Raw genomic sequence first — 18,662 nt, forward strand, 5'->3', positions numbered from 1 at the left:
GGATGTCTCTGATGGACTGCCGTAGCCGGCGTCAGGGGCCGGCCGCCGCGAAGCGCTGCAGGCGCGATACCCGTCGCAGTCGCCAGCCGAGCAGCGCCGCCGCCACGCTCAGGCCCGCGATCAGCCCGATCCAGTAGCCATAGACGCCCAGGCCGTCGAACGCGCCCGAGACGCCGCGGCCGAGCAGATTGCCCAGCCCCATGCCCACGCCCCAGTAGGACGCGAGCGTGACGACCATGATGATGCGCGTGTCCTTGTAGCCGCGCAGCGCGCCGGCGATGCTCACCTGCAGCGCGTCGGAGAATTGATAGAGGGTCGCGATGAGCAGCAACTCGACCGCGAGCTGCTGGACCTCGGCGTTGCTGGTGTAGAGCGAGACCGCGAACGGCCCGCCCAGCACGATGAGCAGGTCGATTAGGAACGCGGCCGCGAGCGCACACGCGACCCCGTTGAAGGCCACGAAGCGCGCATGGCGCAGTTTGCCGCGCCCGAGCGCCTGGCCGACGCGCACGGTCAGCGCCATGCCCAACGACAGAGGCAGCATGAACAGCACCGAGCTGAAGTTCAGCGCCACGGTATGGGCGGCGATCACGATCTCGCCGTAGCCGGCCAGGAACAGCGCAATGGCGGTGAACAGCGACACCTCGGCGAAGATCGCCACGCCGACCGGCAGCCCAACCCGCAGCAATTCGCCGATCGGCGCGGCCGACGGCCAGGCGAAGGCCGCGCCGAAGCGCGCCCGCGTGTACGCAGCCGAGCAACGGCTATAGATCAGCATGGCGATGAACATTGACCACATCGAGATGGCCGTCGCAATACCGCAGCCGGCCGCCCCGCGTGCCGGTATCGCTTGCAGTGCCTCGGGCACGTACGCCCCGAACAGCGCGACCAGCCCGTCGCCGCCATAGATCAGCACATAGTTGCTGACCATGTTCACCGCCAGCCCGAGCAGCGCGAACTGCAGCGACGCGCGCGTATGGCCCATGCCGTCGGAATAGAAACGCAGGGTTTCGTAGAGCGCGATCGCCGGCAGCCCCAGCGCGACGCCGTCGAGATAGCGGATTGCCAGCGGGGCCACGTCGTCCGGTACCGACATGAGCGTGAACACCGGCGGCGCGAGCGCTCGGATGCCGACGGCGCAGAGCAGCCCGAGCACGGCGGCCACCCACAGCGCCTGATGGACCGCCGGGCGAATCGCCGCAAAACGCCGCGCGCCGACATGCTGGGCCACGATCGGTGTCAGGCCCATGAGGGTGCCGATCATGAACAGCACCAGCGGCAGCCACAGGCTGGAGCCGATCGAAACCGCGGCCAGATCGCGCGCGCTCGCATGGCCGGTCATCGCCACGTCCACCGTGCCCATCGCCACCTGGGCGAGCTGGGCGCCGAGGATCGGCAGCGCCAGCCAGAGCAGGCGGCCGCTTTCGATACGGCGGAGTCGGGCGTGGCGAATCAGAAACAAGACGTGCGATCCGGTTTGACAATGAGCAAGCCCGGCCGGCCGCGGCTATGCACCGCCGAGCGCGGGCAGACGGTCGTCGGGCCGGTGGCGGTCGGCTGGCCGGGCGGCGAGTCTAGCGTGGATGTCGCCACGCGTTGTTACGTGCCGCCTCGAACGTGATCCGGCTCAATCCGGGTACGGCGCCTCGATCGGTTCTGCCGACCGGCCGGTAACCGTGGTGCCGATCGAGGCAGTGACCACGGCCATGATCGCCAGCCATTGCAGTAGGCTCAGCGCCTGGCCGAGAAACAGCAGGCCGGAGAGCGCGCCGAAAGCCGGTTCCAGGCTCATCAGCGTGCCGAAGGTCTGGGTCGGCAGACGCGGCAGGGCGACCATTTCCAGGGTATAGGGCAGAGCGGTCGAGAGCAGCGCCACACACAGCGCGATCAACAGCACGTGCGATTCCGTGATGGCCGGCGCGGCGTTCACCAGCCCGATCGGCGCGATCACGACCGCGGCAATGGTGATGCCCCAGACCGCGCTCTGCATGCCGTTGACTTCGCCCGCACGCTGGCCGAACAGGATATACGCTGCCCAGCAGCCGCCTGCGCCGAGCGCGCAGAGCACGCCGGTGAGGTTGATCGTGTGGTCGCTGTTGCCGTGGTCGAGACCCAGCAGTACCGCGAGCCCGGCGATCGCGATGGCGATCCAGAGCAGGTCGAAACGGCTTTTCGACGACCATAGTGCCACGCCCAGCGGGCCGGTGAATTCGAGCGCGACCGCAATGCCGAGCGGGATGTGATTGATTGCCTGATAGAGCAGGAAGTTCATCGAGCCCATGGCGATGCCGTAGAGCAGCAGGTCGCGCCAATCCCGCCGCGCCACGCGCCAGCGCCAGGGCCGGAAGATCGCCCAGAGAATGAGCGCGGCCATGATCAGGCGCAGCGAGGTCGCGGTAGCCGGACCGACGGCCGGGAACAGCGACGTGGCCAGCGACGCGCCGCCCTGGATGCAGCTCATCGCGATCAGCAGCAGACCGATGGGCATCAGGCGTGCCCGCAGGGATGCGTTATACGATGTCATCGACAGCACTCGTAAGAACGCCGGCACGCAGGATGGTGGCGCGCCGGCGGGGTGGATGATGACGCATAATCGATGAATGGGCAATATATTGCACAATGACGACGAGCGGCCCAACGTGCTCGTGCACGTGGCGGGCAATGTGCACAGGCTGCGCCGGGACGCGAGGCTGAGCCAGCAGGCGCTTGCCGACGCCGCGCGCGTGAGCCGGCGCATGCTGGTGAATATCGAGAAAGGCGACGTCAACGTCAGCCTGAACACGCTCGATCGCATCGCCGAAGCGCTGGGGGTGCTGTTTTATGCCCTGGTACAGCCGCCGGAAACGCCGGACTCGGCACGTATCGACGAACTGGCCTGGGCCGGCGCGCACCCCGACAGCCATGCGCGGCTGCTGGCCAGCAAGCCGGCGCGCAACGAAGTCGAGCTCTGGGCCTGGTCGCTTGCGCCCGGCGAGCGCTACGAATCGCCGGCCGACCCGGCCGGCTGGCAGGAGATGCTGGTGGTCACGGCGGGCACGCTCACGCTGATGCTAGAGAACCAGTCGCGAACGATCGCCGCCGGCGATTTTCACGTGTTTTCCAGCGATCGCGAGCACGTCTACGCCAACGAAACGGATACGCGGCTGACCTTCATCCGTAACGTTATCTACTAGTCTTGCCGGCCGTGGTGGTGGCGTGGCAATTCGGCACGACTTGCTACAGTAGCTGTCCGGATCGCGCTGCGACGGCCGACGTGCCCGATCCGGTTTCCGTTCGACAAGACAGGGGGTTCGAAATGAGGCATATCGCCTTGCGTATGGCAGCCGCGGCACTGGCGCTGCTCGTAGTCACCGGTCCGGCCATGGCGGCCGATGAGCCCGTCACGATCTATACCGACAACTATGCTGCCGACGAGGCGATGAGCCGCGTGGCCCGCGATCTCATCGAGCAGCATTTCGATACACCGGTGGAACTCAAGCCGGTGTCGGTGGGCGTGTCTTTCGTCGGGACCGCGCGCGATGAGCGCAGCATGTTTCTGGCGGCCTGGCTGCCGGCCACGCACGGCGAGTACATGGCCCGCGTGGAGGACGACGTGGTCAACCTGGGCACCATCTATACCGGCGCCAAGCTGGGCTGGGTGGTGCCGGACTACGTGCCGGCCGATCAGCTGGGCAGTATCGAAGACCTGAAAAACCCCGCGGTCGCCGAGCGGCTGAACGGCCGCATCCAGGGCATCAGTGCCGGCGCCGGCCTGATGCAGCTGTCGAACAAGGCCGTCGAGGAGTACGCGCTCGACGATTATCGTCTGATCACCGCCAGCGGCCCGGCCATGACCGCCGCGCTCAAGCGTGCGATCGAGAACGAGGAATGGATCGTGGTGACCGGCTGGAGCCCGCACTGGAAATGGGAGCGCTTCGACCTGCGCTATCTCGACGACCCGAAAGGCACGCTCGGTGGCGAAGAGCACGTCGACGCCATCGCCAGCCCCGCGCTGGTCGAGTCCGAACCCGAAATCACCGATTTCATCCGCCGGATGACGTTCGAGCTCGACCAGATCAACCCCATGCTCGCGGAGGCCGAGCGCACGTCCTATGACGAGGCGGCTGAGACGTTCATCAAGGAACATCCGGACCTGATCGAGAGCTGGCTCGAAGGCGAGTGAGGCGCGCCGGCCGCGCGGACGCGCTGCGCGGCCGGTATCCCGACCGAGGCGTCAGCGCGTGTCACGTCAAACGGCTAGCGCAATAGCTGGCCGCCGTCCACGGTCAGCGTCTGGCCGGTGATCCACGAGGCCAGCGGCGAGGCGAGAAAGACCGCCGTATTGGCTATCTCTTCAGGCGTGCCGAAACGCCCGAATGGGATGCTGGCGAGTGTCGCGTCATAGACCGCCGGATTGTTTGCCTTGCGCTGCTGCCAGAGCCCGCCCGGGAAATCGATGGAGCCCGGCGCGATGGCGTTCACGCGGATGCGCTCGCCGGCCATTTCCGAGGCCTGTGACTGGGTGTACTGGATCAGCGCGGCCTTGATCGCGCCATAGGCCGCAGTGCGGGCAGATGCCGCCTGGCCGGCGATCGATGCGATATGGATGACGCTCGCCTGTTCGCTCTGCGCCAGCCACGGCCGCGCGGTGCGCGTGGCGCGGATGGTACCGAGCAGGTCGACGTCGATGCTTTTCTGCCAGCCTTCCTCGCTGTCGCCGGGCCCGAAGCCGGAGGCGTTGTTGACGAGGATGTCGATCCCGCCGAGCGCGGCGGCGGCTTCGTTCACATAGGCTTCGATGGCTGTTGCATCGGCCACGTCGCAGACGGCTGTATGCACGGTCGTGCCGTGCGTGCCCAATTGGTCGTGCGCGGCCTGCAGCGTGTCGGCGCCACGCCCGCAGATCGACACATGCACGCCTTCGGCGGCGAGCGCGTTGGCGATGGCCAGGCCGATACCGCGGCTGCCGCCGGTGATCAGGGCCCGTCGGCCGGCAAGAAGAGTGTCCACGATGATCGGCTCCTGCGCTGGATAATGACTGCGGCGACCGCGAGTTACGGATCGGTGGCGCCGCTCTCGCCGCTACGTTAGCGCATCGCGGCGAGGCCGGTGCATGGCCGCCGTGGTCAGCGTGCGGCCTCGGGCATCGCGTAGCGGCGCTGCGATGTGCCCGCCTTCACCACCTGGCCGGGCACCTCGTGGCCGACGATAGTCGGCAGGGTTTCGGCCACGCGCAGCAGCCCGTCGAGATCGACACCCGTATCCACGCCCATCTGCTCGAACATGTGCACGAGGTCTTCGGTGCAGACGTTGCCGGTCGCCCCGGGCGCGAAGGGACAGCCGCCGAGGCCGCCGAGCGCGGCGTCGAAGCGCATCACTCCGGCCTGATGGGCAGCGAGCGCGTTGGCCAGCCCCATGCCGCGGGTGTTGTGCAGATGCACGGTGAGCGACAGCTTCGGCTGCCGGCTGAGCACCGCCTCGCACAGCGCAGCGACCTGGCGCGGGTTGGCCATGCCGGTGGTATCGCATAGCGAGATGCCCTGGATGCCGATCGCGGCCAGGCGCGCCACGATTTCGAGTACACGCTCGGGGCGCACTTCGCCCTCGAACGGGCAGCCGAAAGCGGTCGAGATCGAGGCGTTCAGGAACGCGCCGCTCCCCTCGGTTAGATCGGCCATGCGCGCGAAGCGTTCCAGCGACTGGTCGGCCGTCATGCGCAGGTTGGCGCGGCCGTGGCTGTCGCTGGCGGACATCACGAAGTTGAGTTCGTCGGTGCCGCAGGCCAGGGCGCGTTCCACGCCTTTTTCGTTGGGAATCAGCGCGACGTAATCGACACCGGGCTGGCGCCGGATGCCGGCCATCACTTCGCCCGCGTCGGCGAGATTGGGGATCGCCCTGGGCGATGTAAAAGAGGTGGTTTCGATCTTGGCGAAACCCAGCGGCGAGAGGTCGTCGATGAGCGCGATCTTGTCGGCCGTGGGCACGAAATCGCGCTCGATCTGGAAGCCGTCGCGCGGGGCGACCTCGTTGATGAAAACCCGTGCGCTCATGATGCGCCTCCCCTGCGGTCGTCTTCGTAGAGTACCCCGGCCTCGCGCAGCCGGGCCTGGGTGTCGCGATCGATGCCCAGCTCGTCGAGCACGTCCTGGGTATGCGCGCCCAGCCGTGGTCCGCCGCCGCCGATGCGCCCCGGCGTGCGTGACAGCCGCGGCAGTACGGCCGGCACTTTCAGGTCGTCGCCGTCGTCGGTGGTGATGGTCTGGAGCACCTGGCGGGCCGCGTAGTGCGGATCCTCGACGATGTCCTTGGCGTTGTAGGGCCGCCCGCAGGGCACGCGCGCGGCTTCCAGCGTTTCCAGCACGGCTTCACGCTCGCGTTCGCGGGTCCAGTCGTTGATCGCGCCATCGATACGCGCGGCCTGCTGGCTGCGGCCGTCGTTGTGTTCGAGATCGGGATCATCGGCGAGATCGTCGCGGCCGATGGCCTGCATGAGGCGCTTGAAGATCGAATCCCCGTTGCCGGCGATCAGCACTTCCGTGCCATCTGCGCAGCGGTACGCATTCGACGGCGTGATGCCGGGCAGGGCGCTGCCGCTGGGCTCACGGATGACGCCGGCGCCGTCGTACTCGGGAATCAGCGATTCCATCATCGCGAACACAGACTCATAGAGTGCGACGTCGATGTATTGCCCCTGGCCGCTCTGCCGACGTTCCTGCAAGGCAAGCAGGGCACCGATCACGCCATAGAGGGCCGACAGCGAATCGCCGATGGAAATACCCACGCGCACCGAGGACTCGCCGGGGTGGCCGGACAGATAGCGCAGCCCGCCCATCGCCTCGCCGATCACGCCGAAGCCGGGCAGGTCGCGATACGGCCCGGTCTGGCCGTAGCCCGAGATGCGCACCATGATCAGCGCGGGATTGATGGCAGACAGCGCGTCCCAGCCCAGACCCCACTTCTCCAGCCGGCCGGGGCTGAAGTTCTCGACCACGATGTCGGCCTCGGCGACCAGGCGCTTGACGATGTCCTGGCCTTCCTCGGATTTCAGATCGAGCGAGACCGAGCGCTTGTTGCGCGTCTGCACGTGCCACCACAGCGACGTATCGCCGCGCATCACGCGCCAGCGGCGCAGCGGGTCGCCGGTGCCCGGCGGTTCGATCTTGATCACGTCGGCGCCGAATTCGCCCAGCAGTTTGGTGGCGAAGGGGCCGGCGATGAGCTGGCCGAGTTCCAGTACCTTCAGCCCTTCGAGGGCCATCGGCTGGGGGGCGCGGGTGGCAGAGTCGGCACGGGTCATGGTCTCGATCCTGAATGGCGGGCCGTGGAATAGTTCGACGTCGAGCCTAGGCAGCTGCCGAGCGCGCGACAATCATCGAATTGCGCATTCAGGTTTCGCGGTTGGCGTAGGCGCCGTTCAGGTTGGCGGACCGTGTGCGGTGTCCCGGATGAGGTGATCGACCATTTCGCGGGCGATCACGGACAGTGCGTCGTAGTCGCGTACGCCGAGATGAAGCATGCGTTGTGCCCAGGCGTCGGTGAGCTCGACCGCTGTCAGCGGCAGTCCGCTGAGATGGGTCACGGCCTTGACCGGCAGCACGCCCACGCCCATGTCGTGGGCGATCATGCGGCAGATGCCCTCGAAGCTGCGCACCTGAATTCGCATGCGCAGCGGTGTGCCGCTCTCCCGCGCGGCCTTGGCCACCAGCCCGTACAGCGAGGCATCGTGCTGCAGGCCGATGAAATCGTAGTCCAGCGCCTCGATCAGCGATACACGTTCGCGTGCGGCGAGCGCGTGATCGTTGGGCACCACCAGCACCAGCCGGTCCTCGCGGTAGTCGAAGACCTGCAGCCCCTCGACGGTCGGCGTATTGGCGAAAATGCCGATATCCGTGAGGCCTTCGCGCACCGCGTGGATGGCCTCGGTGCTGACATGCTCTTGCAGGTCGATCTTGATTTCCGGGTGTTCGCGCGCGAACAGCGCCAGGTCCTCGGGCAGGAATTCGATGATGGCGGACGTGTTGGCATGGATACGCACATGACCGCGCACCCCGCGGCTGTACTCGCTGAGTTCGGCCTGCAGGCTCTCCATGTCGGCCAGCACCGTTCGGGCATGGTGCAGCAGGGCGTCGCCGGCCGGCGTGAGCTCCACGCCGCGCGGGTGTCGGTAGAGCAACGCCGTGTCCAGCTGTGCTTCGAGATCGCGCACGCGCTTGCTCACCGCGGCCAGTGCCATGTGCTCGCGCGTTGCCGCGCCGGTGAGGCTGGCCGCGTCGGCGATGGACACGAACAGCCGCAGGCTGACCAGATCGAGACGCTTCATCGACACCGTGCGGCGCCCGAGGTTTCGTGTTTCACGAAGTCACCCTTTCAGATTGCTTGATTGTCGCCCGGCGTCGGCGCCGGTCATGCTGCGCACGCGGGGCGACGGCACAAGCATGACAGCGCGACCGATGCAACAGGTCAAGCCGCACCCGCATGGCGCGCCGCGGGCACGAGCGCGCCGTGCCGACGTCGAAGCAGGAGGAGCAACGTGAAACGCAAGTCGAAAGAGCCGGTGAAAAGCCCGCTCGTCTGGATCGTTTTCGTCGTGGTGTTTGCCGCGATCAATCCCTGGTACTTCCCGGCCGGTTCGTTCGAGCCGCTGATCTGGGGCGTGCCGTACTGGGCCTGGATCATTCTCGCCGCGTCGCTCGCGCTGTCGGTGTTCGTGACCTGGGTCGTGTGCTGCCAGTGGGACATGGGCGCCGATGACGACATCGGTGACGACCGTGGCCAATACCATGGCCAAGATCGCGGCCAAGACCATGGGGAGGGCTGATCGATGGAGTCTGTAGAACTCGCATTCGGCGGCACTTCCGGCATCGTGGTCCTGCTGGCCTACGGCGGGCTCATGCTCGCGGTCGGCCTGATCACGTTCCTGCGCAACCGCAATATCCACGAAAGCCTGGACGAGTATTATCTCGGTGGCCGCGGGTTGGGCGTGATGGTGCTGTTCTTCACCTTCTTCGCGACCCAGTATTCCGGCAATACCGTGGTCGGTTATCCGCCCACGGCGTATCGCATCGGCTATCAGTATCTGGTGTCGGTGCCGTTCTTCATCATGATCATCGCGGTGTATCTGTTCTTTGCGCCGCGGCTGTACGCCATGGGGCGGCGTTTTTCGCTGCTCACGCCGGTGGACTGGATCGATATCCGCTTCAAGTCCAAGGCGGTCACGATTCTAGCCGCCACGCTCATGCTCTATGCGCTGGGCAACTATCTGCTCGAGCAGTTCGTGGCTATCGGCCAGGGCGTATCCGGGCTGACGGGCGGCACCATTCCCTACCAGGTGGGCGTGGTGTTCTTCATCGTGATCATGGTGGCCTACAGCTGGCTGGGCGGCATGCGCTCGGTCGCCTATACCGACACCATCCAGGGCATCGCGCTGCTGTTCGGCGTGTTCATGCTGCTCATCGGTTCGGTGATCTATTTCGGCGGCCCGTCCGCTGCGGCCGAAGTGATGCGCAGCGAGGCACCCGAGAAACTCGGCGCGCCGGATGCCGGCGGCATCGCGAACTGGTTCAGCCTGCTGGCCATCGTGGGTATTGGCGCGGCGGTCTATCCGCATGCGGTGCAACGCATTTTCTCGGCGCGCAGCGAGGCCACGCTCAAGCGCTCGTTCATCCGCATGGCCTATATGCCGTTCATCACCGCGGGCGTCGTGTTTCTGGTGGGCATCATCGGCATCGCGGCCTTTCCGGGGCTGACCACGGGTGAGTCCGAACAGCTGGTCGGGCGCATCGCCAACGCGCTGGCGCTGGAAAACCCGCTGTTCTACTGGGCCATGATCCTGCTGTTCGGCGGCGTGATCGCGGCGATCGTGTCGACGGCCGACTCGGTACTGCTGACGTTTTCGTCGATCGTGTCGAACGATCTGTACGGGCGTTTCATCGACCCGCAGGCGCAGGAACACCGCAAGATCCTGGTCGGCAAGCTGATCGGGCTGGTCGCGGTGGTGGTGCTGGTGATCATCGCCTGGTATCCGCCGTCCACGCTGTACCAGATCTTCGTGCTCAAGTTCGAGCTGCTCATTCAGGCCGCGCCGGCGCTCGTGCTGGGGCTGTACTGGACGCGTCTGAACAGCCGCGCGGTGTTCATCGGCATGCTTGCCGGCACGCTGCTGGCATCGACCATGACGTTTTCGGGCTGGAAACCGCTCGGCGTTTTCAGCGGGCTGTGGGGCCTGTCGCTCAATGTCGCCGTGTGCGTGATCGGCAGCCTGCTGCTGGGTGTCACCCGTGAGGCGCGTGCGCACGCCGTCGAGGTGATCGGCGAGTACTAGCCTTGGAATATGCCGCGGGCTGTGCCGCCGGTAAGCCGGCGGCACAGCCGTGATGCTAGGCGGCCGAGACCACGCGATTGCGGCCTTTCTGCTTGGCGCGGTAGAGCGCCTCGTCGGCCGCCTGCATGAGCGCGTCCGGGGTGTCGTAGCGGCGCGGGCCCAGCGGATAAGAGGCGATACCGGCCGATAGCGTGACCTTGAGCAGCTCGCCGTTCTCCAGCGGGTGTTCCAGCGCCTCGACCCCGGTGCGGATACGGTCCACGATCTTCTGGGCGGCCTTCGGGCCGATCGCTGGCAGCAGTAGCACGAACTCCTCGCCGCCGTAGCGGGCGAACAGGTCGTCCTGGCGCAACTGGCGCTGGATCCGGTTGGCGACGTTGACGAGGATCTCGTCGCCGATGGGATGGCCGTGCCGATCGTTGATCGCCTTGAAGTGGTCGAGATCGAGATAGGCCAGGCTGAGTTCGTGCCCGGCCGTGACGGCCTGGGTGAAGCGCTCGGCGAAACTCTCGTCGAAGTGCCGGCGGTTGAATATGCCGGTCAGGGCGTCCTGTCGTGCGATGTGGTCGAGGCGGTTCGCCTGCTTCTTGAATTCCTGTTCGCGCTCCTGCAGCTCGGTGGCCGAGCGCAGCAGCTGCAGGTTGCGGGTGGCCAGCAGTTCGCGGGCCTGGTCGGTGAGGCCCAGCGCCTGGGTGGCCGAGAGCACGGTCATCTCGAACAGCGACTCGACCTCGGGCAGTTCCTCGGCCATCTGGCTGAGAACCTCGCTCAGCTGCTCGGGCGACATGTCGAGGAAATCGCGGGCCGCGCGTACGGCGTCGGCGGTGGCCTTCTGCTGATCCTCGGCGAGATAGATCTCGGCGATACGCCCGGATACCGCGACACAGCCGATGAACGTTTGCAGATCGTCCGGCGCGTCGACGTCGCGCAGATCATGGCTGCCGCGGGTGGCGAGTGTCAGGTACTCGGGCAGGCCCCATTCCTTCATCAGCCATTCGCCGGCCTCGCAGTGGTCGACGTCGATAGCCGCGCGCTCGCGCGCCGGAAACGACTCGTGGTCGCCGACATGCGGTTTGAGCACGCCATATTCCTTGGGCATCGCCGAGTCGAGGGCGAGCATGCCGAGGTCCTGCAACAGGCCGGCGAGAAACAGTTCTTCCTTGACGAAGATGCCGTGGGCGTTGCCCAGCAGCCGGGCGGCCAGTGCCGACAGCAGTGCGCGCCGCCAGTAGCGGTCCAGATCGATGCCGGACTCGCGGATATCGCGCAGGCAGGTCCCCAGTGAAAAGCTCAGCGCCACGCTCACCGTGGCATTGAGGCCAAGCACCGTCACCGCCTGGTGGAGATTGCGGGCCTGACGCCCGCGCATGTAGAGCGGCGAATTGGCCACGCGCAGCGTCTTGGTGGCCAGCGCGGGATCGTTCGACAGCAGTTGGGCGACCTCGCGCAGATCGATATCGGGGTCGCGACCGATCTCGATGATGCGCAGGGCCACGCTGGAGATCGTCGGCAGCGTGGGACAGAGGCGGAGCTGATTCTGAATCGTCTTGTTCATTGGATTTAATCTGTCGAGCAGGCACCTCGTGGACGAGACTGCCCCGCATGGGCGCGGACACTCGTCCGCTCAAAACAACTCCGTCACGGCATGTCGGGACGCCCCTGGTGGATACGGGCTGCAAGGCGGGCGATCTAGCCACGCCGGCTGCACGAATCGACGAGAAGGTTTCCCTGCCTCGGTACTCATCGGCCGAGCGGGCCGATCTTTTAGGGTGGCGCGGAATGACGGCGCGCGACCCGCGTTGGCATTGGGTGCCGCCAGGCGCCGCGAGCCTGCGACCGGCTTGGCGCCACGGGCGTATCGGCAGATATCGGGCCGGTGCCGCGGCGCCTGCGACGGCGTGCAGTGGGACGGATCAGCGCGCGCGCAGGGCCTCGAAGACCGCCCGATGCGCCGGCAACGCCAGACCGAGCGGCGCCGCGGCGCGCAGCAGCCAGCCGTTGATGGCTTCGATTTCGGTGGGGGCGTCGCGCTGCACGTCGGCTCGCATCGAGGACGTGTTGCCGGCCGTGGCGCGTGCGATGGCTGCGACCGCAGCAAGCGAGTCGCCCGGCCAGCTGTCGTCCAGTGCGCCGAGCACGCTGTCGGCCTCGGCGACGAGATCGCGCATGCGTGCATGCAACGCCGCGTCCTCGATTAGCGCGCCGTTGGGGACGTCGTGCAACGCCGTCAACGGATTGATCGCTGCGTTCGCGACCAGCTTCTGCCACTGGCGACGGCGAATCGAAGCGCTCCATTCCAGGTTGGGCCAATGGGCGCGCAGGCCATCGAACCAGTCTGGCGCGGCGCCGTCGTCGCCGAACCAGGTCGTGTTTTCCGCGACCACGTCATGATGCGCGCGCGTGCCTTTCACCGCGCTGGTGGTAACGGCGTCGATCAGGCGGGCGCCGCTGGGCAGCAGGCCGTCGAGGCTGCCGATACCGTTTTGAAGCCGTACGGCCGTCACCGTCGCGGCCAGCGGCAACGGCGCGAGCGCCGCCCGCGTGTAGGGCGTCTTGCAGGCGACCAGCAGATGCGAAATCGGTTGCTCGATCGACGTCGGGGTCACGGTCGGGAGCGTCAGCCGTTGCAAGGGCCGGCCGTCGGCAAACGCCAGCGTGGTTTTGATCGGCCCGGCGGTATGCGGGCGTACGACGGTAACGCCGTGGCCGGCCGCCCGTACATAGGCCGCGGCCAGCGTGCCGATATGCCCGGCGCCGACCAGATGCCAGTGGGGCGGCGCGGCGGATGACGCGGCAGTCGACAAGAGGCGGTCGCTAGCGGCCGATCGCCGCGTTCACCACCGCGGCGATGCGGTCCGGGCTGAAGCGCAGCATCTGCTTGAGCGCGGCGGTGCGAAAGCCGACGGTGTAGTGCAGCCGCGGCCGGCGCGCGGTGGCGGCGCGCATGATCACGCGTGCGACATCCTCGGGTGTGAGTTGCACGCCCAGGCGGCGCAGCGCGGGCACCTCGGTCATCTTGTCGACCATCGCGGTGCGCACGAACAGTGGCATCACATCGCAGACCCGCACGCCGGCCGGCGCCCACTCCACGCGCAGCGCCTCGGTCAGCCCGCGAACCGCGAACTTGCTCGCCGAATAACTGGCGAGATAGGGCTGGCCGAACAGCGCCGAGGCCGACGACAGGTTGATCACGCGCCCGCCGCTGGCGGTCAGGGCGGCCCGGGCGGCATGGCAGCCGTTCATCGTGCCGGTGACGTTGACCTCCACCAGCCGCCGGTGCGCCTCGGCGTCCTGCGCCTCGAAAGCGCCGTCGACCAGCACGCCGGCGTTGTTGACCAGCACATCGAGTCCGCCGGCGGCGGACTCGAATCGGGCGATTGCCGACCGCCACTGATCGTGATCGGTCACGTCCAGACGCCCGGCACAAGCGCGCTCGGGGCCGGCGGCGTCGGCCCAGGCCCGCACGCCGATTTCGTCCACGTCGAAGGCGCCGACGAACCAGCCCGCGTCCAGAAACGCCTGCGCCGTGGCCCGGCCGATGCCGGCGGCGGCGCCGGTGATCAGTATTCGCTTGTGTTCAGCCATGCCCTTTTCGATCCCGCGGGTGCGATACGCGATGCTACTCGAAAGCGGGCGATGGATCGTGCCACCGGTGTATCACGGATTGTCCGGCGCGCTGTTGAGCGCGGAGAATCGGCCCAACGATTTGTCGAATGCCGGAGTCCACATGAGCGCACAGCAGGCGATTGTCACGGCGCTGCTCGACACCCACGGGCGCACGTTCGCGCGCGAACTGGGCGTACGTATTGAGCGCAACACGCCGTCGCCGTTGTTCCGGCTGCTGTGTCTGGCCATGCTCACCAGCGCGCCGGTGCAGGCGAATATCGCCATGCAGGCGGCGCGAGCGCTCGCCCGAGCCGGCTGGACGACGCCGCACAAGCTGGCAGAAAGCGATTGGTCCGAGCGGGTGCAGGTGCTCAACCGCGCCGGCTATGCCCGGGTGGACGAAAAGACGGCAACGCAGCTAGTGGCTTTCAACGACCACCTGCGTGACGAATACGCGGGGGATCTGCGTCGGCTGCGGCGCGCTGCCGACGGCGACCCACGGCAGGCGATCGCGCGTCTCAAGGCATTCAAGGGCATCGGCGATGTCGGGGCCGGTATCTTCCTGCGCGAAGTCCAGGCCGCCTGGCCGGAGTTTCATCCCTTCATCGACAAGGCAACGGCGAAGGCGGCCGGTCAGCTCGATCTGCCGACCACCGCCGACGGTCTGGCGGCGCTGGTCGAGCGCGGTACGTTCGCACGGTTCGTGGCGGCGCTGGTGCGTACACAGCTCGCGGGCGACTTCGCCGCGATTCGCGGAGCCGCGCGCTGAAGCCGCGACGACGATCGCTCAGATGCGCGCGAGCAGCGCCTGTTTCTTGGCCGCGAACTCTTCGTCGGTGAGCAGGCCGCGTTCATGCAGATCGCCGAGGCGTTCGATGGCGTCGAACAAGGCGTCGCTCGATGCGGCCCGGGGCGCGCTCTCCGGCGGGAATTCGGGGGGTGATTCGCTGGCGCCCCGGCTGCTGCTGCTTGGTGAAACCTGTGGCAGCTGCCCGAGATCGACCGCGCCGTGCTGGCTGTCGAATCGCACCGCGGAATGGCCGCCGGACTGCTGCTGGGATACCCCTTGAATACGGTGATCGCCGGTGTCGTGCACGCTGACCGTCTCGCCGCGACGCACGGCCAGGCGCCGCGAGTCGGCGAAATAGGCGTAATACAGATCGTTCTGCTGGCCGGTGGCGGTGGGCTGGCCGAGCGTGCCCGGCCACCAGCGATCCGCTGTGGACGTGGCCCAGGCCATACCGGGTGCCAGACGCACCTGGCCCGAGAGCGTGTCGCACAGCGCATCCACGCGGGCCTTGAGCTCATGATTGAACGCATCGCCAAGCATCAGCAGGCCGCCGCGCATCCATTGGCCGGGGCCGCCGAACTCGGGGTGATCGAAGGCCGCCATGCTGCCGTGACCCCGCGCGACGGCGTCGGCCATGTGGCGTACCGCCGCCTCGCTGAAGCCGTGGCGCTGGGCCAGCGTGCGTATGCCCGCTGCGTCGGCATCGGTGGAAACAGACATGGCGCAAACCTTGGGAACTGAGTTGCGACGAGTCTATGCAGCGGGGGCACCCCCTCGGTATCCGGACGAATGCTTACATCGAAAGTTGGCTGGCAGGGTCAGCGCGTGGCGTTGCCGCCGAGAAAATCGTGGATCAGCGCGGCGACTTCGCGCGGGCGCTCTTCTTGGACGAAATGGGCGGCATCGAGCTCCTCGAGCCGGATGTCGTCGAACACATCGTCGAGATGCCGGGTGAACGGGGGGATGATCACGGGGTCGTGGCGGCCATAGATATACAGCCCCGGCATGGCGAAACGGGTGCCGGCGATCTCGGCCCAGCGAGCCGTGTCGGCCTTGTAGCAGCGGTAGTAGGCGGCGCCGGTCGCCGGCGTGTGCTCGATGGCATAGCAGCGCACATACTCGTCGAAGGCTGCGTCGGGAAAGCCCTCGCGGCTCCAGGTCCGCAGGAAGTGACCGAGCCAGGCGGCCTCGTTGCCGGGAATCATCGCTTCCGGCAGGTTCGGCGCGGCCTGGAAGAACTGGTACCAGAAGGACTGCGCGCCGCGCTGGCGCAATACGTCCTGGGCGGCCTGGTTGCCGCGCGCGTTGGGCAGTACATGGATATTGAGCAGCACCAGGCGCTGTACGCGTTCGGGCGCTGCGAGCGCCATCTCCTGCGCGGTGGCGCCGCCCCAGTCGTGGCCGACCAGCGCGAAGGTCTCGATACCGAGTTCGTCGAGCAGGCCGAGCATGTCGGCGGCCAGCGCCTGCTTGGTGTAGGCGCTGTTGTCGAGGGTGCGTTCGGAGTCACCGAGACCGCGCAGATCCGGCATGATCAGGCGATAGTCGTCGGGCAATGCGTCGGCCACCCCCTGCCAGCAGTAGCTGCTTTCCGGCCAGCCGTGCAGCAGCACGACCGGCGTGCCGTCGGCCGGGCCGCGCAGGCGCACGTGGAATGCGCCGCGTTGCGTGGTGATCGTGCGGTTATCGGTCGTGGTCATGGCGCGGTTCCGGCGTATGTGACGATAGCCAGCCTACCCGAGCCCAACGGGTCGCGGGGACGATTCGGCTGTTTATTCATAGGTCTGGCCGTTGTGGCGCAGCCAGCCGCCGGCATGACGCCCGTCGGGGTCGTGGTGGGTCCAGTGCACCACGCCGCCTTCGGGATTCCATTCGTACACGCCCTTGAAGTGCACGGTATCGCCGCGCTCCAGCGCCGGAATACGCGGGGCGAGTTCGATATTGTGGGCGACCAGCACGGTATGCCCATCAGCGAGTCGCAGGATGAAACGCTGATGCCGGCTGCCGCGGGTATCGTCAGGCAATACGGCCGCGACCTCGCCCTGGCCGCGCACGGCGCGGTTTTCGGCCTTGTCGCGGAACGCCGTGCGGAGGGCGTCGTCGCCACGGGCCGCTTGCGTGCTCGGCGGCGTATCCAGAACCGGCGCGAGGCGTTCGGCGCCCAGGCCCAGCGCGATCACGAGCGCGATCAGGAGTCCGTATTTCTTCATCGGCGTTCGCGGGTCAGCGGGCGTCGCCCGTTACTCTAGCCGCGGATGGCGCGGCTGTCCGCGGTCAAGAGCCGGTGCGCGCGGTCGATACCCGTAACAGTCGGGCGCGCCGTGGGTGGCGATGCCTTGCCGCCCGTGCCGAACCACATGCCGAAGCGATCGATGCCGAAACCGCGACATGCCAGCTCGCCGATGCCGCCACGCCTGATCGTCCAGGCCGTGCTGGCCGCGCTCCTGTGCCTGTGTGTGACCGCGGCCAGCCACGCCGCGCAGTTTCACGTGGCCCCGCACGGCAGCAACGCCGCGGCCGGCACGCGCGATGCGCCCTGGCGGACCATCGACTTCGCCCTGGCACGGGCCCATGCCGGCGATACCGTCTTTTTGCACGCCGGCCGCTATGCCGAGAAAGTCCGGTTTCCGCGTTCCGGCTCGCGGCGCAATGGCTTCATCACGCTGCGCAACGTGCCCGGCGAGCGGGCGGTGATCGATGGCAGCGGCCTGCGCGTGGCGGGTGGCGAGCAGGGGCTCGTGACCATCGCCGATCGCAGCTATATCCGTCTTCAGGGGCTGAACATCACCAGGTTTCGCTCCGATGACGAATCGGTACCGATGGGCGTGTTCGTCACCGGGGCAGGGCGCCATATCCAGCTGCTCGACAACCGCGTCACCGCCATCGAAACGCATCAGCCGGGCTGCGAGGGCAACGCGCTGGGCATCGCGGTCTATGGTCGTCGCGCGCCCGAGGCGCTGTCGGAGATCCGTATCCGCGGCAACGAGGTCGCGCATCTGAAGACCGGCTGTAGCGAATCGGTATCGATCAACGGCAATGTCGACGACTTCGAGATCGCGCACAACCATATCCACGACAACAACAATATCGGTATCGACGTGATCGGCCACGAAGGCATGGCGCCGGACCCGCGTTTCGATGTCGCCCGCAACGGCGTGATCGTGTCCAACACCGTCCACGGCATCACCTCCAGCGCCAACAGCGCCTATCCGGACGGCGAAATGGCCGCGGGGGGGATCTATGTGGACGGCGGCCGCGACGTGATCATCGAACGCAACCGCTTGTTCGACAACGATATTGGCATCGAACTCGCCAGCGAGCATGGCGGCAAGGCCACCCGCAACGTGCTCGTGCGCAACAACCTGATCTACCACAACCGCTCGATGGGCCTGGCGATCGGCGGTTATGCGCCGGACGTGGGCGGCGCCGAGGGCTGCCGGATCGTGCACAACACCTTCTATCACAACGATACGGCCCGGAGCTGGGGCGGCGAGGTGGTGATCCAGCACAACGCGCGCGACAACCGGTTCCACAACAACATCGTCTACGCCAACGAGCAGGCGGTGTTCATCAATTATTACGTCGAATCCACCGCGCGGCCGCTGGCCAGCGACCATAACCTGTTCTATGTCGAGCGCGGCCGGTCCGCCGGCCAATGGCAATGGCGCGGCCAGCATTTCCAGGGCATGGCGGCCTATGTGCGGGCAACCGGCAACGACCGGCATTCGCGGTTTGCCGACCCCCGCTTCGTGGCGGCGCGCGCGGTGCAGGATTTCCGGCTCGGCCATCGCTCGGCGGCCATCGACGCCGGTCTGAATATCGGCGACTCCGCCTTCGGCGATCTCGATTTCGAGGGCCGACCGCGCCTGAACGGTGGCGCAGTGGACGTGGGGGCCTACGAATACGACTGAGCCGGCAAGCGATCGCCTGCGCGATCGGAAACGTGCAGGCGAAACGCGTGCCCGA

At 67.2% G+C, this 18,662-nt stretch carries 18 protein-coding genes; 6 read left to right on the forward strand and 12 right to left on the reverse strand.

Annotated features, from left to right (window positions below; translation table 11 throughout):
* Positions 1-31 precede the first annotated feature (31 nt).
* Together J7355_RS14610 and J7355_RS14615 are read right to left on the reverse strand one after the other, a co-directional pair.
* Positions 32-1,462 carry an MATE family efflux transporter gene (locus J7355_RS14610; protein WP_247740015.1) on the reverse strand — a complete coding sequence of 477 codons (1,431 nt, stop codon included), beginning with the start codon at positions 1,460-1,462 and terminating at the stop codon, positions 32-34.
* 165 nt (positions 1,463-1,627) lie between these two features.
* The gene (locus J7355_RS14615) at positions 1,628-2,524 is read right to left on the reverse strand and encodes an EamA family transporter (protein ID WP_209063970.1); all 897 of its coding nucleotides are present in this window, start codon (positions 2,522-2,524) and stop codon (positions 1,628-1,630) included.
* A gap of 76 nt (positions 2,525-2,600) precedes the next feature.
* On the opposite strand from J7355_RS14615, the gene J7355_RS14620 reads away from it, so the two are divergent.
* On the forward strand, positions 2,601-3,173 hold the full coding sequence (locus J7355_RS14620; protein WP_209063972.1) for an XRE family transcriptional regulator: 573 nt from the start codon (positions 2,601-2,603) through the stop codon (positions 3,171-3,173).
* Positions 3,174-3,295: 122 nt separating this feature from the next.
* Positions 3,296-4,162, forward strand: a complete 867-nt coding sequence (locus tag J7355_RS14625) for a glycine betaine ABC transporter substrate-binding protein (RefSeq protein ID WP_209063975.1) — start codon at positions 3,296-3,298, stop codon at positions 4,160-4,162.
* A gap of 74 nt (positions 4,163-4,236) precedes the next feature.
* Here the strand turns inward: J7355_RS14625 and J7355_RS14630 are convergent, their stop codons facing one another.
* The 4 genes from J7355_RS14630 to J7355_RS14645 form a co-directional block, all read right to left on the reverse strand.
* Positions 4,237-4,989, reverse strand: coding sequence for an SDR family NAD(P)-dependent oxidoreductase (locus tag J7355_RS14630; protein ID WP_209063977.1), 753 nt, complete (start codon positions 4,987-4,989; stop codon positions 4,237-4,239).
* Between the two features lie 116 nt (positions 4,990-5,105).
* Positions 5,106-6,029 (reverse strand): hydroxymethylglutaryl-CoA lyase, encoded by a 924-nt coding sequence (locus tag J7355_RS14635; protein ID WP_209063979.1) that lies wholly within the window; start codon positions 6,027-6,029, stop codon positions 5,106-5,108.
* Entirely contained in the window at positions 6,026-7,276 is a 1,251-nt protein-coding gene (locus J7355_RS14640) for a CoA transferase (protein ID WP_209063981.1), read from the reverse strand. The genes J7355_RS14635 and J7355_RS14640 overlap by 4 nt, the downstream gene beginning before the upstream one ends.
* A gap of 117 nt (positions 7,277-7,393) precedes the next feature.
* Positions 7,394-8,299, reverse strand: a complete 906-nt coding sequence (locus tag J7355_RS14645; RefSeq protein ID WP_209064063.1) for a LysR substrate-binding domain-containing protein — start codon at positions 8,297-8,299, stop codon at positions 7,394-7,396.
* A gap of 210 nt (positions 8,300-8,509) precedes the next feature.
* Between J7355_RS14645 and J7355_RS14650 the strand changes: the two genes are divergently transcribed.
* The gene (locus J7355_RS14650; protein WP_006914897.1) at positions 8,510-8,797 is read left to right on the forward strand and encodes a hypothetical protein; all 288 of its coding nucleotides are present in this window, start codon (positions 8,510-8,512) and stop codon (positions 8,795-8,797) included.
* 3 nt (positions 8,798-8,800) lie between these two features.
* Positions 8,801-10,300: a sodium:solute symporter family protein gene (locus J7355_RS14655; RefSeq protein WP_209063983.1), complete on the forward strand. Its 1,500-nt coding sequence runs from the start codon at positions 8,801-8,803 to the stop codon at positions 10,298-10,300.
* 55 nt (positions 10,301-10,355) lie between these two features.
* Here J7355_RS14655 and J7355_RS14660 read toward each other — a convergent pair whose 3' ends face one another.
* From J7355_RS14660 to J7355_RS14670, 3 genes are all read right to left on the reverse strand, one after another.
* Positions 10,356-11,855 (reverse strand): GGDEF domain-containing protein, encoded by a 1,500-nt coding sequence (locus J7355_RS14660; protein ID WP_209063985.1) that lies wholly within the window; start codon positions 11,853-11,855, stop codon positions 10,356-10,358.
* Between the two features lie 358 nt (positions 11,856-12,213).
* Positions 12,214-13,104, reverse strand: coding sequence for a 2-dehydropantoate 2-reductase (locus tag J7355_RS14665; RefSeq protein ID WP_209063987.1), 891 nt, complete (start codon positions 13,102-13,104; stop codon positions 12,214-12,216).
* Positions 13,105-13,114: 10 nt separating this feature from the next.
* Positions 13,115-13,885 carry an SDR family oxidoreductase gene (locus J7355_RS14670; protein WP_209063990.1) on the reverse strand — a complete coding sequence of 257 codons (771 nt, stop codon included), beginning with the start codon at positions 13,883-13,885 and terminating at the stop codon, positions 13,115-13,117.
* Positions 13,886-14,027: 142 nt separating this feature from the next.
* On the opposite strand from J7355_RS14670, the gene J7355_RS14675 reads away from it, so the two are divergent.
* Positions 14,028-14,675 carry a hypothetical protein gene (locus J7355_RS14675; RefSeq protein ID WP_209063991.1) on the forward strand — a complete coding sequence of 216 codons (648 nt, stop codon included), beginning with the start codon at positions 14,028-14,030 and terminating at the stop codon, positions 14,673-14,675.
* A gap of 18 nt (positions 14,676-14,693) precedes the next feature.
* Here the strand turns inward: J7355_RS14675 and J7355_RS14680 are convergent, their stop codons facing one another.
* The 3 genes from J7355_RS14680 to J7355_RS14690 all read right to left on the reverse strand — a co-directional run bounded on the left by J7355_RS14680 (position 14,694) and on the right by J7355_RS14690 (position 16,906).
* On the reverse strand, positions 14,694-15,416 hold the full coding sequence (locus tag J7355_RS14680) for an SHOCT domain-containing protein (RefSeq protein ID WP_209063993.1): 723 nt from the start codon (positions 15,414-15,416) through the stop codon (positions 14,694-14,696).
* Between the two features lie 98 nt (positions 15,417-15,514).
* Positions 15,515-16,396: an alpha/beta hydrolase gene (locus J7355_RS14685; protein ID WP_209063997.1), complete on the reverse strand. Its 882-nt coding sequence runs from the start codon at positions 16,394-16,396 to the stop codon at positions 15,515-15,517.
* Between the two features lie 72 nt (positions 16,397-16,468).
* Complete coding sequence (locus J7355_RS14690; RefSeq protein ID WP_209064000.1) at positions 16,469-16,906, reverse strand: DUF3465 domain-containing protein; 438 nt, start codon at positions 16,904-16,906, stop codon at positions 16,469-16,471.
* Positions 16,907-17,068: 162 nt separating this feature from the next.
* On the opposite strand from J7355_RS14690, the gene J7355_RS14695 reads away from it, so the two are divergent.
* A complete protein-coding gene (locus J7355_RS14695; protein ID WP_209064001.1) occupies positions 17,069-18,607 on the forward strand; it encodes a right-handed parallel beta-helix repeat-containing protein in 1,539 nt (512 codons plus the stop codon).
* The last annotated feature ends 55 nt before the right edge of the window (positions 18,608-18,662 follow it).

It is taken from the genome of Endozoicomonas sp. G2_2 (assembly GCF_017744135.1).
Classification (GTDB): domain Bacteria; phylum Pseudomonadota; class Gammaproteobacteria; order Nevskiales; family Salinisphaeraceae; genus Salinisphaera.